We start from the raw sequence: 15,510 nt of genomic DNA, 5'->3' as shown, positions 1-15,510 counted from the left end.
ACACGATAGTTGAATGATATACATTGATGAGCAGGTGCTACGGTAGCCTGCTTTTTTTCATTAAACTAACAGGCAGGATAGTTTAATCGCTTCACGAATATTTAATATGGAACTATAGTGAGGTGGCTATTTTGAGATTGAAGAAACCATTATGGATTACATTTATTTTGGTAATTCTAATAGGTGCTTATATCGTGATATCAACAACTTTCATTAATGAAAAAGCCTATATGAAAAGAGCTTGGGATGAATCTAATCATAATAAACACATTATAAATTGGGAGGAAGGCGAAGTATCCACTAACTCTCTACAAGATAAAAATATCAAGCAATTGTTTATTCCTAAACGAAACACGTTTGCAAAAATTAATCGTAGTTTATTATGGATTAACGGTAATAAAGCAGTTCGTGTACTGTTTCATACTGATAATGAAGGTTTAATAGGTCCCATAACAGTTTATTTTAATCCATTTACGAAACAAGTAATTGGTTATGATGTAAAAGAATGAGGCGAAGCGATTAAGCTAACGGGACACGTTAGTTAAACACAAAATGGAGCAGATGCAGTCGGCAGCTGCTCCTTGTTTATTAAGCTATACCAGCTAATAGCCTGTCAATATTTAATTATTAATGAAGTAAACGAAGGATGTTATACTGGTAAAAATGCATGACAAATAACCGCCCCAAAGAATTTGGGAAGGTTTTCCTCGATATCTAAACGTTGCTTATTCAGTCAATCGGAAAGGTTCTTTCTTGGTCAAAATCGCATATATCCAATGGATTAGTCTATTTACACAAGCGATCACGGCTACTTTAAATAGTTTGCCTTCTGCACGCTTTTTGTCGTAATAAGCTCTTATTCTCTTGTTACGTGAGCCTTTCAGTCCACACCTTACAGCTTGATATAAAGCTGTCCGAAGCCTTCTAGAACCACGTTTGGTGATTTTATTTCGGGTTGCTGTAAACTTGCCGGAAGAAAAGACGCTTGGATCAATCCCAGTAAACGCAACCAGTTTCTTCGCGTGATCGAACCGATCAATTTCTCCGACCTCAGCTAAAATTGTTGCTGCAATTTTGGTGCCAATGCCGGGTATCGATTGGATTAGATCGTACTCCATTAATTCTTCAGCCAGAGTTTCTATCGATTTATCCAGTTTCGTTAGATGCTCCTGGTACTGAAGAAGTAAATTAATGAATAACTCTAATGAGATTAAATGACTCGGAAAAGCGGTCTCTCTGAAGGGATTTCGCTTTGCAGCAGCCATTAGTTTCTGTGCCCGATCTAGCGACCACCGGTTCGAGGTAACATGTCCAACAAGGCGTTTTATGTTCGCCGTAACGTTTTCCTCGGACAACGCTAGCACCGATTGAGACGTTGGATACTGGGCCAGGAAACGAAGTGATACCTTAGAATAAAGGTCACCAAACACGCCATGATACTCTGGAAAGACTTGATCCAGTACCGCTTGAAACTGCAACTTTACCTGGACATATATTTCAGTCAGTGACTCATGTTGCCGTGTCAGGTAACGCAGGTTCATCAGATACTGACCCCGTTTTTTGTAAGGCTCCAGCTCTTCTTTGTAGAACATTTCGCCCAACTGGTATGCGTCAGCAACATCCGTTTTCACCTTACGTAAATTCATCTTTTTCGCTTGGTGTGAAATTAATGGATTGATAACGATATACAGATATTGATGATCATCTAGAAACTGAATAACAGGACTATGATAATGACCTGTTGCTTCTAACACAATGGCCGGACGCTGCCCAGCAAAGGACTCCACGTTTTGAGCAAAGCGGAGGAAGGATGCTAATCCCTCAAGATTATGCTCAAATCGAAAGGTCTTTCCGTAGGGCGTTCCTCGATCTGAAAAAGCTTGTGCATGACTTTCTCCTTTAGATACATCTAATCCAATGACAGGATTCATTCAATCACTCCTCATATTATATTCGCTGGCAACCCCTAACCTTCTTGTCGTCCACATTATCGCATGTGATTCGGGATCATGGTCCCAACCAGCCTAATCATGGTTTAACAAGTAGGGGGGATGAACTGTATAGCTCTCGGGATCTAGCTCCCACGGGCAGGTACGTTCTATCCCCGGCTACCGCTATCTTACGACCACACAAAAATGAGGTCCACCAGAAAGATTTGGTGACCTCATAATACGAACAGGCAGGTTAGATCCAATATAAATGGTGCCATATTAGGATACAAACACATAAATATTACAAAGCAATTGATTGAATATTGAAATGGAGAGAGCCTGGAAATTAGCTATAATCTGAATATAAACGGTGGTTCTTGCGGTAAGCCTGCGGAACCAACCCCATCTCTTTACGAAAAGTATATGAAAAATAACTTGCACTTTGAAAACCACAGGAAATTGCGATCTCACTGATAGTTCGATCTGTTTCCTGCAGCAACTCACAGCTTTTTTGGATGCGATACCGAATCAGATAGGAGTTAGGAGTTTGGCCAACGTACTGACCGAACAGCTCGCAGCATCGACTACGGCATACAGAACCCGCCGCTGCAATATCACCAAGTATTATTTTGTTCTCATAATGCTGATGAATGAACCCCGTCATCTTCCAGACGGCTGCCCATAACTGATCATTAGCAAGAAGACCAGAATTCTCTTGTATATGATCTCCCATGTACGCACATAAAGACATCGCCTGTGACAGTAGACGAAACGGATTGCGTGTAGGGCTGTGCATCTCATTGTAGATCTGATTCAATGAATGCAGAACTTCCCCATGCCATTGAATTTCGTCTGTAAGTAATATATAGTCATCCGAGTTTGAACCAAATTTCTCTTCCCAGTATTCCTTTCCCTCCCAGGTATCCTTCCCAAGCAGCGAAGGATGAATGGCGACCACAATATAAGAACAGTCTGTCATATCGGGAGAAAACCCGTAATGCAACCGTTTACTATTTACAAAAATCCCACTCCCCTTATCTATATGCACAGTTTTTCCTTTAACAAAAAAGTCCATCGAGCCTTCAAGCACTAAAATAAACTCTATATCCGGATGCCAGTGGCATGAGGCGGCATATCTGTCAAACTGATGCAGGGTACCTTTACGTACATAGAGCTGAAAATTAGGTAAATTGTAGTCTAATCGTTCTGATAAATCGGAGAATACCTCCAGTTCTGTACGCACAGTAACACATCCTCGGAATAAATACGATTTTGATAATATTATAGTCAATTGTGATTGATAACTCCATGAAAATATACTATTTTTATATTAGATTCATTTCAGAAAGGGGGCGGAGACGTGCATCGCATGTACGAATGGTAGCTCCGAACGACAACCATTTCAATCGTGAGTTGATCAGACTGGTAATCCCCATTGCTTTGCAAAACCTAATCACAGCTGCAGTCATGTCGGTGGATATTGTGATGTTAGGGGTTATTAGCCAATCGGCAATGTCGGCTGTATCGTTGGCAGGACAAGTCACTTTCGTATTGACCTTGTTCTATATGGGACTGGCAACAGGAGCAAGTATCCTGTCTGCCCAGTATTGGGGAAAGAAAGATGTCAAGACGATCCAACGCGTCTTTAGTATTGCTTGCCTGTTTTCCGTTAGCGTTTCCCTTTTCTTTTTTGGGCTTTCGCTGTTCTTTCCGGATCTGCTCATGCGCTTCTTCACGGATGACGAAGAATTAATTCGGTACGGCTCGGGCTTTCTGCAAGTGGTCTCGTTCTCGTACTTAGCCATGGGCATTTCACAAATGTACTTCAGCGTCGTTAGAAGCATGGAGAACGCCAGCCTGAGTGCATGGATCAGCTCCGTCTGCCTCGTATTAAATATCCTCTTTAACTTTCTCTGCATTTTTGTTTTGTTTCCAGACATGCCCGAGAAGGCGATTCAGGCTGTTGGTCTAGCGACGGTTTGCGCACGTTTCATTGAACTCAGTTGCTGCATTGTGCATTCCGTTACGCGGGGTAAGATAAAATTTCAGTTGCCTGTGCGTGATGGCATTCAACGCAAATTGCTTCAGGACTACTTGAAATACACGATGCCCGTTCAGGGTAATTACATCGTTTGGGGATGCGCACTGACTGCAACTGCAGCCATTATCGGACATGTTAGTGCTGATCTTGTTGCGGCTAATTCCGTCGCGGCAGTCGTGAAAAATTTAGCCATTGTGTTGTGCGGAGGCATTGCCAGCGGCGGATCTGTGCTTATCGGCAAATATCTAGGCAATGGAGAGATCGAGATCGCGAAGAGAGCAGGTAATCGGATTAGCTTGTTCGCATTAGTATTTGGTGGCTTAGCAGGGATAACGATTTTGTTGTTGAAACCGCTGGTTTTTTATATGGTGAACTTGAATGATTCTGCACAAGGCTATCTGAACGGAATGCTTTATATCTGCGCTTATTATTGTATTGCGAAGTCAATCAATTCCACGACCATTGGAGGTATATTCTGTGCCGGAGGCGATTCCAAATTCGGTTTCTGGTGCGACACTGTGGTGATGTGGGGCATCATATTGCCATTGGGATATTTGTGTGCTTTTGTGTGGCAGGTGCCTCCAATTATTCTATATGCAGTTATCTGTTTGGATGAAATAATTAAGCTGCCAGTCGCTTTAATCCGTTACCGCCAATATAAGTGGATAAAGAATATTACTAGAGATTTTGCTGATGCAAGGTGAAGGGGCGTATTCTGTGAGTTTAATCTTCCCTAAATCGGTGTTGGTCCGGGCCTTTAGAATAAACCAATATGTAAAGGAGAATGACATATGAACATTAAAGAAAGAATGGCAAATGTCCAATTGTTTACCGACCATGACCCTAACTATCCGGAGGAGGCTGCTGAACTAGCCCGCGCACGTCAGCGAGGTAAAGCCTTATGTTTTGAGATTAACCGCTTGCACCCCGATGACACCGAAGGACGTTTAGCACTGATGAAACAACTATTTGGTAGCATGGGTGAGAATGTATGGATGGAACCCCCGATCCGTATGGCGTATGGTTCGAACACCACAGTAGGCAATAACGTGTACATTAACTTCAATCTAACCGTTGTAGATGATTATAAGGTAACGATCGGAAATAATGTTATGTTCGGTCCGAACGTTACCATTGCAGTAACCAATCATCCATTACACCCCGACGTACGTAGAGAGGGTGGAATGTTTGCATTACCTGTGGTAATTGAGGATGGTGTTTGGATCGGCAGTGGTGCAATTATTGTCCCAGGTGTCACTATTGGAAAGGGTAGTGTCATTGGGGCTGGAAGTGTGGTTACTAAGAATATCCCTGAAAATGTAATTGCTGTCGGGAACCCGTGTAAGGTTCTCCGGGAAATTACAGAAAACGATAGAGTATATTACTACAAAGACATGCGCGTCGATCAGGTTCAATGGTAAATTTATACTTAAGAAAAAAATGAGTTGCAGCGATTCCAATCCAAAGAAGCAAACACAAAGTTTATCCGTGTTTGTTTCTTTTCATTTTATACAACTCATATTTTTATTTAGATATTCTTTACTTCAACTGTAGGAATGGAATTCATAATAAATACGTGGACGTAGCAGCTCTGTTTTCATTGAAGTAATGGGCAGGCATTAGTGTTGAAAGGAATAAAGGATATTTTCCAACGACAGGAGAAATTTAATAATTAAATTATGCAAGTTTTTTTCATAAATGACCGTCTATTTCTACGGGGGGAGGTTGGGGATCAGTTGTCATCGGATAACGATCTTGTAAAGGAAGCTAAACATCTGGATTCAATTTTTTGGAAACCAGGCTGGATTAGCACACCCAAAAACGAGCAAAGAGATGTTCAAGAGGAACTCGTTAGTCATGACAGTTGGATTATAGATGGCAATTATGGAGGCACGATTGACATTAGGTTCCAAGCGGCAGACACGATCATATTTATTGATTTGTCGAGGTGGATCTGCATTATCCGCGTGCTGAAGAGAAGATTCCAGTACCGCAACAAGACGAGAACGGATATGGCTGAAGGCTGTGAGGAAAGGATCAGTCTGGAATTTCTGAAATGGGTCTGGGAATACCCTGAAAAACAAAAGACAAAGATCTTAGGAAAACTAAGATGGTTATCCAATGAAAAGGAGATAATCATTTTAAAGACTCTGAAAGACGTACGAGAATTTGTAACAAATGTGGAATTGTTAAAATAACGGGGAGCGAGAGCTCGATATATAACACCAAGAGGCAGCCGTCCGATCGGCTTTCTTTATAAAAAACCCTTGATATACAAGGGTTGATGTCCATTACTAAGATGCTTGTCCGGATTAGTTACTTTAATATGTCATGGTTAGTTCGGATAGTCAGGTATGATTTGACGAACAAATGATACGTTTGTTACAATGTCCCCATCAAATAGGAAAAGGATGAGGACGATGGTTCGTCGTTTAAAACGGTTTAAGAATGTTGCTACTGCATTAAGCTTCTAAGTGAAAAAATGATTTATATTACTTAGAAGCGAGGAGAAAGAATGAAACAATATCGGTTTAACCACTGGTCTGAAATTAAGTATCTAAAGGATATTGTCACCAATCCAATGATTGAAGTAGGGGAATACTCCTACTATTCTGGTTATTACGATAATCATGATTTTGAAGATGGGTGCGTTAGATACCTTTGGGGTGATGAAAAATCAAGAAAGCTATTTAACCCCATTGAAGACTATGGTTGGCATTTAGATAAATTGATTATAGGGAAATACGTATGCATTGCAAGTGGTGTAATTATTTTAATGGGTGGGAATCACAATCATCATCCTGAATGGATTACCGTGTACCCGTTTGTGGAGCAGATTGAATCCTCATTCGAACCAAAAGGGGATACAATCATCGAAAGTGATGCTTGGATTGGCATGAACGCAATGATTATGCCTGGTGTAAAAATAGGTGAAGGTGCTATTGTTGCTGCAGGAGCGGTTGTTGTAAAAGATGTCTCACCATATATAATAGTTGGCGGCAACCCTGCTAAAGAGATAAAGAAACGTTTTACAGACAAAGAAATCGAAAAGTTAAAGGAAATGCGATGGTTCGATTGGGAACGTGAGGAAATAGAACGAGTTAGTCATATCTTCTCAAGTTCTTCTATTAATCAATTATATGACTTTTATCAAAAGGAAATAAAACCATATGATCATCTCATTTAAGTCTTATTCCTCTTTACACTGAGTGGTTGATGTACAGTTTGGCGTTCAATAAGTGAATTATGGATTAATCTCATCACATCCTAACTACCGCTGTATCCATTAATATGATCCTTCTAATACTATATTTTATTTCTATAGTTCTTGTTGCTTTAAAGTGATGACATTAGTTCAAAACATCTCATTTTACGCGTAAGTAAAAGGAGCAGCCGATCAGCTGCTCCTTTTCAATGCTATTTAAGATTCCCTTTAGTAAAATTTACTTGCAAATCGTAATATTGGATTGCTTGCGCAGCTGACCAGGGCTAACCCCGGTCTTTCTCTTGAATTGCTTATTGAAGAAACTAAGATCATCGAATCCGACAATCTGCGCAATTGTGGCGATTTTGTCGTCGGTGTCCAGTATAGCATCTTGGGCGATACTCAAACGGATTTCATTGCGATACTCGATAAAGGTTCTCCCTGTGTACATCTTAAATTTGGCAGAGAACACAGACGCACTCATACCGCAAATATGGCTAATTTGCTCAAGCGTGAGAGGTTGGGCGTAGTGGCGATGGATGAAATCGACGATCATCTTCAGATTTTGTTCGTCGGAAACGGCTTCCTTAGGTCGCTCCATCTGTTGGTAGTAACGGCTTAAAGAGATAAATAGTTGGATCATGGATGTCTTGATCATCGTTTGGTAACCTAGACTTCGGTTATTCTGCTCTGCGATCAGTTTGTCCAGAATGCTGCCGATCTCGAGCTGATGGCTCGTTCGCAGACTGAGTCTCGATACGAAACGTGCATTGTTGCGGAGGAACGGTTCGACATAGAAGAAGTCGACGAAGGGCGTAACCGAAGACATTGTGTCCAGCTCGTTCTTAAGCAGTGAAGGCATGAATAAGACGTTACAAATAACGAGCTTACCGGCGGGCCCGACCTGATAGGCATGCACCATATCCGGTTCGATAATGAAAACGTCACCAGCGCGAATGGCATAGTAGTCCCCTTGGTTATAACTGTGCTCACCGGAGCCTTCCGCCACGTACGCCAATTCGGTAAATTCGTGAGAGTGATCGGCTATCGCCTCGCCAGGCGCAAAGACGTAGTATCCGGCGTGAAACGGAAAGTCGGGGTTATCGAAATAGTGTTTGCTCAGGATTCGGGTCATAGGCTTCACTTCATTTCCGAAAAAGATTGCTTGCCGCGGCCTGCAGGTTATTTAGCCAGCAGGGGCAACGTTCCTGCTCTGATTTTATCATTGACTTCGAGTCCCAGTCCATCAGTGGCAATATGATTTTTCCCGTTATAGGTTGTACCGTCCGGCATGTAGATGATCGCCAGCACGCGACGGGGCCTATCCGACTGATTGGAGTGGGCATAGTGAAACGTCTGCCCATGATGGAACGTGCAACTGCCCTTCTTCAACGGAACGACGACCGGCTTCGCATTCTCTAGCTCCGTGCCACTGACATAATCGAAAATATTTTGCGGGTTAACGAGGTCGATGCCGGATAATTTGCCGACTTTGTGCGAGCCGGGGATGAACATCATGCATCCGTTCCTCTCGTCGACGTCGTCGACTGTGATCCACGCGGAGAGCGCGCCGGGTTCGTTCATCGGCCAATAGGGCAGGTCTTGATGCCATGGAGTTGGTTTGGAATCGTGTGGCATTTTCCAGAGGGCGTGGTCGTGGAACAGGCGAATGCCGCTCGCTCCGGAAAGCTCTTTGGCAGCTTGGGCGATTCTGTTGTGCAGCGAATATTTAGCCATGATACCGTGGTCACGCCAGACGTTGACCTTCTGGTTAAGCACCTTGTAATAAGCGCCGGTACTGACATCGGTGGCAATGGAGAGCTGAGAGCGATCCACCATCACTTCTTCCATCGCCTCTGCGAGCTCCGCAACCTCTTCCTGACTGAGGATATTGTCCACCTTAACGAAACCGTTCTTCTGGTAGAATTCAATTTGCTCTTGCGTTACAACATGAGTCATCCGCCATCCATCCTTTCGATTGTTATGGATTTACTGTACCATGCCGCCTCGGCCTGCTCTTGGGGGATCTTATCTGTTATTAGGTCAATCTTCTTAGGGCACGATTACCACGTCTTTTAGCAGAAGCCGGCTTTAAGAAAATAACCCGGTTTTATTCTACTGGTGTTATGGCGGGATGGATTTGCCATACTCCATGTTCGATAAGTTTCTTCTTAACGGCATCGCTTCCTGTCGCTTGATCAGGCAGTTTCGCTCCAGCCTCGATGAGTGTTTCTATTACCGCCGCGTAATCTCCAGAAGGATCTTGGATATGCAATGAACCCCAGATACAACTATTCAATGGCGTTGCGCCAAATTCGTTTGTTGCGTGTACAGATCCGCCTTGTGCCAGCAGCAATTTAACGATTTCGTGATTCCCTCGACTGGCGGATGAATGAAGTGCTGTCGATGAATGGGGGGTGCTTCGTGCATCAACATGGAATCCAACATTCAACATTGTCCGGACCGCATCAAGTCGATTGTCTCTAGCTGCATCAACAATCAAACTTTCATCCATCGGCTGCAGGGAGGTAACAATCTTCGGATGTTCAGCCATTATGGAATGGATGATTGCCATATCGGCTTGTAAGCAAGCAAGCAAAAATTGATGTTCGACCGAACTATATCTTCGCATCACTTCAATTGCTTCAAAACGATTCAATCTTTGAGCGAGAAATAACGGACGAGAAGATGCACCGATTTTATACTCGTAAATATGTCCGCCGTTTGAATCGCCAGATGTAAAGCGTCCACTACCAACTTGAGCATTTAGAGCATTCGGATCCCTCTCTAATATATGGTAAACCATTTCAATATCGCCCAGTATACATGCAATAAAGATATCCGTTTCAGCACCTCGTTCAATGAGATACCTGCATTTTTCTGGATCATCCACAGCCCATTGAGCGGGTGTGCTACCGTGATCAATATCACGCATATCAATTTCCGCGCCGTGAGTAAGGAGAAAATCGATGATTCTGTGTTCTTTGGCAAAGTGCAGAGGAACTTGCCCGTCAGGACCGCGTTGATTAACGACAGAAGGATCCTCTTCCACCATCTTTGATAGCATCTCCATCATTCCTAATGCAGCAGCCGCATGGGGATCGACATGAGCACCCCGGTCAATAAGATAACGTGAAAGATCATAATGGTCATGATGCAATACTCCAAATCCTCCAGCCCACCACTGGCTTTTAGCATTGATGTCCGCACCATACTCAAGCAATGCATCGACCATCTCGCGATTTCCTTTTGAAGCTGCTATAACAATAGCCGGACTATCAAAAGTAAAGCACGGTACATCAATAAGAGATACCAGCCAGGAGTGAGTCATAAACAGACGCACTACTGTTTCTACATTGTCATCGTTAATAGCTTGTATTACTTGTTCAATGACTTCCTTGTCTTGTTCGTTCATTGAAACAAGAAGATCCCGATACTTTATGTCCATAGCAATTACCCCTTCATAATAAATTTTTTCAAACGCTGCCTTATTTCTGTTATTTCGTCAACGTATTCCGAACTCCTTTAAGGATCGTCGATACTTTGAAGTGGCCGACAGTAAGGTGCAAAATATATTTATTTCACAGTCAGGAAAATGATGGTAACAAGCAGAAAAAATCTACTATTTACAGCTAAAAAATTCTTGTATTTTCCTGATTTAACAATGAAAATAAGGAGTTGATTCGTTGTTATGGAACCAAAAACTATTCAGATCAATAAGTTTGGTTGTATGTATTTGGCTGCTGACGAGCCAGAATCATTGATCAATTGGTACAATAAGCATTTCAATTCGTTCAATACCCGAAAGTATACTCTATTTTGGGGGCCTAAGAAAGAAAACGTTGTGACCATTAACTTCATTACAGATGAATACATTCCACGTCAAGCATTATGAAATGTTTGCTCTTCGTTTTGAAACGGATTGTATTGAGGAGTTGTATGCACGTTTATCGAAAGCTGGCGCTCCAATCGAGGACAGGGAAGCATACGGGCGGCAATTTCAATTATTTGATCCAGACGGCAATATGCTGGATATTTGGGAGGAGATGGTTTAAGTGAATGAAATCATTATTCTAAAAGTTAAACAACTGGATACTCAAAAATTAAATCGGTTGGTTGAAGAAAGTGCTGGTGAAGGATTTCGACATATTAAACGGTTAGTAAACGATTTTGAATCGGGAGTTAATAAATTCGATAAGGATGGGGAAGCACTCTTTATCGCTTATCAGGGTAATGATGTTGTTGGAGTTTGTGGATTAAATCAAGACCTCAATGTGAGGAAAGAAGTCGGTCGTGTTCGTCGGCTTTATGTTTCCCAAAGGGTACGTCGATTTGGCATAGGGCGAATGTTAATGGATTCTGTAATTGAAGAAGCTAGAAAAAACTATAAAATGCTTGTACTAAAGACGGATAACCCTATTGCAGATACATTTTATCGCTCAATTGGTTTTATGGTTAATATTGATTCGGAAAATGACTGCCATTTTCTTCTGTTGCCGTCGAACTAAATGGTAACGATTCTAAACAAAAAGACTGCCATTGTCGTGTATGACATGGCAGTCTTTTTGTTATGCTTATGCTGAAGCTCAGTGGAGTTTAGCTTATTGAAGCTGTCTGTAGCCCAATGTCATTAGAAGAGACTTACATGAATGCTTAGTGCTTCTCATATCTCTTGTAAACAAGGGGGTTAAGAATACTCGCTGCAAGATCACCAGGTTTACAGTCAGGAAACCAATGTTTCAAATCGTTTTCTTTCGCTTTGCTGTCTGGCTGTGCAATACGGACGCCATCCGCAATATAGATGACCGTCATCACTTTTCGCATATGATCTGTTGGGTTGCCCGGTGCGCAGTGCATGGTCCAGCCGGCATGGAAGGTAGCATCTCCAGCGGCCATCGCACCGTAGTTGACTTGAGAAATATTCTTACCTTCAATATATTGACCTAATGTACGATGCGATTCGTCTGAAATTTCTTGCCTGCTTACATACCCTTGCATGTGCGTTCCACTCGCAAAGGTCATAGTTCCCACCTCTTGAGGAACCGGCACAAGCGGCATCCACATCGTAATTGTATTGTTCGTATCCAGTGGCCAATAGATCTGGTCCTGATGCCAAGGGGTATGACCCCCGCCGGGTTCTTTGAATAAAGCCTGATCATGGTAGATTCGTACACCGTCTACCCCCATTAGATCTGCTGCTATCTTCGCGAATCGTTTGGCCATTATGAATCGCTTCACATCTTCGCTCATCGTCCATAGGTTCCCAACTTGAATGAAGGCTTTGCCATAGGTATCCCTTTCAGATACCGGTTTATCATGGTGATTCAATTTCATAACCAAATCGGTAATATGCTGCTCATATTCGCGTATGACAGACTCAGTTGCTACATTTCTCAAGAATGTATGCCCATCTTGTTGGTATTGCTCAATTTGTTCTGTGTCAAGCTGATATTCAAGGTTTAAATCTGTTACCAAATGGTTCATTTTCATTCCACCCTTTCTAGTATGAGTTCTTCCGACTAGCTTTATCTTATTAAATCCATCTAGAAATAACATTGTCTATAATAGTTATAATTTTGTCGAAAACAACTGCAAAATAGAAGAGAAAACGTTACGATAGAATCATCAACATTCTATTCAGGAGGTCTATATGATGCAGCTATCGGATTACATTCTTCGACATCCTATTGTTCCGTATATTAGGGAGTCCGATTTTGCCGCGAGAATGCCTTGGGTGATGCCGGTACGTCGGCTGCTTGACTATTTGCTCGTATATGTACAAGAGGGGACTTGTCATTTTTGGGTAGAGGAAGAGAAGATTGTTCTGGAAAGAGGAGACTTTTGTTTCATACAGCCGAATACTCTCAACATGTTGAAAGGTATAACGAATACAGTAACACCATTCGTACACATGGATATATTCTATAACCCTGATCGTGAACTAAGCTTTCCGACACGGGCAGGACAGATTGACATAAGTTCTTATTCTAATTTATTGCAACCAAGGCTGGATGAGCTGCTGGAAGTGACAATACCCATTAAGCTACCGTCTGCAATAACACAGAAAATTCGCGACCCTTTTTTGACTGCCGTTGAATATTGGCAGTACCATTCCCCGGTTATGCAACTTCGGGCGCAAGCGTCGATGACCAAAGTCATTATCGACATCATGGAGTATTACATAGAGGACAAACCTGCAATGCGTACGTCCGCTACAACTTTGAATTGGATCACTTCTTATTTCTCTTATCATATGAATGAGCCAATAAGCGTCAAGGATATGGCTGCCAGAGCTTGCCTATCCATATCACGCTTTAACGATTTATTCAAGCGACAATACGGGAAAACTCCTCATCAATATTTAGTGGATATGCGAGTAAATCATGCCTGTGAACTGCTTCAGCAAGAAGATTTGAGTCAAGAGCATATTGCATCATATTGTGGCTTCTCTGATGTGCATCACTTTTCGAGAGTGTTCAAAAGTAAGAAAGGCGTTTCGCCGGGGAGATATCGGTTGCAGCAGCAATGATGTTTTTTGGCAGCTCAATTGTAGTTATTAAATTGCCTACAAAAAAATTATTTATTTTTATCAAACCTCTCGTTCCTCCGCAGCGTTATCTTTACATGTAGATACCATAAAGGAGGAATTATTAATGCTTACACGATTAAAGAAACTGTTTTTGATTGCTGCAATGTGCACGACAATCATTGCCGCTCCGCTTGGAACGGCGTCTGCAGAATTGTCGTCCGCAATCAAGTCGGATGCCGATACGGCTAATGAGCTTGGGCTGCTTATTGGAGACGGCAAGGGCGTGGATGCCGCCTATTTGAGTAAAGCCTCAACGCGCTTGCAAGCTGCAATTATCTCACTTCGCCTCAATGGAAAATTAAATGAAGCACTCGCCTTCACAGGTAAACTTAATTTTTCTGATGCGGAACAGGTGGGTAAGGCCAATCAATCCATTCTGGCATACTTGAAGAGCAAACCGGAGCTAGGCTGGCAGGGTGCGGGAAACAATCGCTTTGAACCAAGCGCAGCGATCAGCTCCCAGCAGTTTTATAAAGTAATATTGGAGAACCTCGGTTATAAATCCGGATCAGACTTTACATACCAACAATCGGAAACATTCGCTGCTTCGCATGGCTTGAAAGAGATTGCCGGCATGACGTCGCTGCTGAATACACATCTAGCAACAGCTCTTGTCGAGGCGCTGTCTGCCAATATGAAGAATGGAAAGCCGTTCTTTGATACGCTGCAAGCGAATGGAGTCATTGCTCCCGGGTCTACATTGCCGCAAGGCGAGCGAATTGGTGTTGGGCAAAATGACAAGCTCGGCAACTATTTTACGGATAAAAACGGGCGTGCGCTCTATTTCTTCACGAAGGATGCGGAGAACGTTAATTCCTGTCAAGGAGATTGCGTGAAGAACTGGCCGATCTATTACGATGCGAATCTTCAAATACCGGCATGGCTGAATAAAACCGACTTCGCCATTATTACTCGTGCTGACGGCGCGAAGCAGCTAACTTACAAAAATTGGCCACTCTATTATTTTGCAAAGGATAGCAAGCCTGGCGATGTAACCGGTGAAGGCTTAGGGGGAGTATGGTTTGCGGCGAAATCGGATTACGCGATTATGCTTGGCACCTCGAAGGATGCGGGCAACTATTTGACTGACGATTATGGCAGGGCACTTTATTATTTTGACAAGGATACATCTGGAAAAAGCGTTTGCGAAGGCAATTGCCTTGTCAATTGGCCTGCATATTCATCATCAAGCGTAAGTGTTCCATCTACGATCAAAGGAAGTGATATCGGAACGATTACCCGCCCTGATGGAAGCAAGCAAGCTTCATTCAAAGGATTCCCGCTCTATTATTTTATAAAAGATAAGGCACATGGAGAATTGAATGGGCAGGGCGTCAATGATGTCTGGTATATCGTAGATCCGGCCAAATTTAATGGAACGACTGCATCAACAACGCCAGCCGCACCGACTGTTAAGACGTACAACATTGACATTAAAGAGTACTCCTTTGGCAATGGAGCTCTTACTGTGGAAGCAGGCTCCAAGGTTATCTTCACTAACTACGACGAGATGAAGCATAATGCGGTTGCATTGGATGGATCCTTCGCCTCTCCATTGCTCGCTAAAGGCGAAACCTATACGGTAACTTTTGATAAACCAGGCACTTATAATTATTTCTGTGAGCCGCATAAATCTTTCATGACTGGTCAAATCATCGTAAAGTGAGCGTGAAAACATGCGGAAAATAACTTATGGATGTTTGATGCTGATCCTGCTTTTCCTCTTCTTATCGGGCTGCGGTGC

16 protein-coding genes are annotated in these 15,510 nt (G+C 42.6%); 10 read left to right on the top strand and 6 right to left on the bottom strand.

Features of this window, described 5'->3' with window-relative positions:
* Positions 1-137 precede the first annotated feature (137 nt).
* Positions 138-509 carry a hypothetical protein gene (locus tag CEF13_RS15350; protein ID WP_102711686.1) on the top strand — a complete coding sequence of 124 codons (372 nt, stop codon included), beginning with the start codon at positions 138-140 and terminating at the stop codon, positions 507-509.
* Between the two features lie 216 nt (positions 510-725).
* On the opposite strand, the gene CEF13_RS15345 is transcribed toward CEF13_RS15350, so the two are convergent.
* Positions 726-1,931 carry an IS110 family RNA-guided transposase gene (locus CEF13_RS15345; protein ID WP_102710904.1) on the bottom strand — a complete coding sequence of 402 codons (1,206 nt, stop codon included), beginning with the start codon at positions 1,929-1,931 and terminating at the stop codon, positions 726-728.
* A 346-nt stretch (positions 1,932-2,277) separates the two neighbouring features.
* Positions 2,278-3,174, bottom strand: a complete 897-nt coding sequence (locus tag CEF13_RS15340) for an AraC family transcriptional regulator (protein WP_102711684.1) — start codon at positions 3,172-3,174, stop codon at positions 2,278-2,280.
* Between the two features lie 134 nt (positions 3,175-3,308).
* Between CEF13_RS15340 and CEF13_RS15335 the strand changes: the two genes are divergently transcribed.
* The 4 genes from CEF13_RS15335 to CEF13_RS15320 all read left to right on the top strand — a co-directional run bounded on the left by CEF13_RS15335 (position 3,309) and on the right by CEF13_RS15320 (position 7,159).
* Positions 3,309-4,676 (top strand): MATE family efflux transporter, encoded by a 1,368-nt coding sequence (locus CEF13_RS15335; protein WP_102711682.1) that lies wholly within the window; start codon positions 3,309-3,311, stop codon positions 4,674-4,676.
* Between the two features lie 87 nt (positions 4,677-4,763).
* Positions 4,764-5,393: a sugar O-acetyltransferase gene (locus CEF13_RS15330; RefSeq protein WP_102711680.1), complete on the top strand. Its 630-nt coding sequence runs from the start codon at positions 4,764-4,766 to the stop codon at positions 5,391-5,393.
* 315 nt (positions 5,394-5,708) lie between these two features.
* Positions 5,709-6,170: a P-loop NTPase family protein gene (locus CEF13_RS15325; protein WP_146022721.1), complete on the top strand. Its 462-nt coding sequence runs from the start codon at positions 5,709-5,711 to the stop codon at positions 6,168-6,170.
* Between the two features lie 317 nt (positions 6,171-6,487).
* A complete protein-coding gene (locus tag CEF13_RS15320) occupies positions 6,488-7,159 on the top strand; it encodes a CatB-related O-acetyltransferase (RefSeq protein WP_102711676.1) in 672 nt (223 codons plus the stop codon).
* Between the two features lie 256 nt (positions 7,160-7,415).
* Here CEF13_RS15320 and CEF13_RS15315 read toward each other — a convergent pair whose 3' ends face one another.
* The 3 genes from CEF13_RS15315 to CEF13_RS15305 form a co-directional block, all read right to left on the bottom strand.
* Positions 7,416-8,312 (bottom strand): AraC family transcriptional regulator, encoded by an 897-nt coding sequence (locus CEF13_RS15315; RefSeq protein WP_102711674.1) that lies wholly within the window; start codon positions 8,310-8,312, stop codon positions 7,416-7,418.
* 47 nt (positions 8,313-8,359) lie between these two features.
* A complete protein-coding gene (locus CEF13_RS15310; protein ID WP_102711672.1) occupies positions 8,360-9,136 on the bottom strand; it encodes a phytanoyl-CoA dioxygenase family protein in 777 nt (258 codons plus the stop codon).
* Positions 9,137-9,287: 151 nt separating this feature from the next.
* Complete coding sequence (locus CEF13_RS15305) at positions 9,288-10,625, bottom strand: ankyrin repeat domain-containing protein (protein ID WP_102711671.1); 1,338 nt, start codon at positions 10,623-10,625, stop codon at positions 9,288-9,290.
* A gap of 243 nt (positions 10,626-10,868) precedes the next feature.
* On the opposite strand from CEF13_RS15305, the gene CEF13_RS15300 reads away from it, so the two are divergent.
* From CEF13_RS15300 to CEF13_RS15295, 3 genes are read left to right on the top strand one after another with little or no spacing between them, the layout of a single operon-like run.
* Entirely contained in the window at positions 10,869-11,072 is a 204-nt protein-coding gene (locus CEF13_RS15300; protein WP_102711669.1) for a hypothetical protein, read from the top strand.
* A gap of 1 nt (position 11,073) precedes the next feature.
* Entirely contained in the window at positions 11,074-11,232 is a 159-nt protein-coding gene (locus CEF13_RS28540) for a VOC family protein (RefSeq protein WP_146022720.1), read from the top strand.
* Positions 11,233-11,685, top strand: coding sequence for a GNAT family N-acetyltransferase (locus CEF13_RS15295; protein WP_102711667.1), 453 nt, complete (start codon positions 11,233-11,235; stop codon positions 11,683-11,685).
* Positions 11,686-11,830: 145 nt separating this feature from the next.
* Here CEF13_RS15295 and CEF13_RS15290 read toward each other — a convergent pair whose 3' ends face one another.
* A complete protein-coding gene (locus tag CEF13_RS15290; protein ID WP_243864871.1) occupies positions 11,831-12,661 on the bottom strand; it encodes a phytanoyl-CoA dioxygenase family protein in 831 nt (276 codons plus the stop codon).
* 166 nt (positions 12,662-12,827) lie between these two features.
* Here CEF13_RS15290 and CEF13_RS15285 point away from each other — a divergent pair, with 166 nt between their 5' ends.
* Positions 12,828-13,706, top strand: coding sequence for a helix-turn-helix domain-containing protein (locus CEF13_RS15285; RefSeq protein WP_244917082.1), 879 nt, complete (start codon positions 12,828-12,830; stop codon positions 13,704-13,706).
* Positions 13,707-13,830: 124 nt separating this feature from the next.
* The gene (locus CEF13_RS15280) at positions 13,831-15,432 is read left to right on the top strand and encodes a plastocyanin/azurin family copper-binding protein (RefSeq protein ID WP_102711661.1); all 1,602 of its coding nucleotides are present in this window, start codon (positions 13,831-13,833) and stop codon (positions 15,430-15,432) included.
* The last annotated feature ends 78 nt before the right edge of the window (positions 15,433-15,510 follow it).

This window comes from Paenibacillus castaneae, from assembly GCF_002884445.1.
Taxonomy (GTDB): domain Bacteria; phylum Bacillota; class Bacilli; order Paenibacillales; family Paenibacillaceae; genus Pristimantibacillus; species Pristimantibacillus castaneae.
Note: the sequence above shows the minus strand (reverse complement) of the source record. Positions and strands in the feature narration are given on the sequence as shown.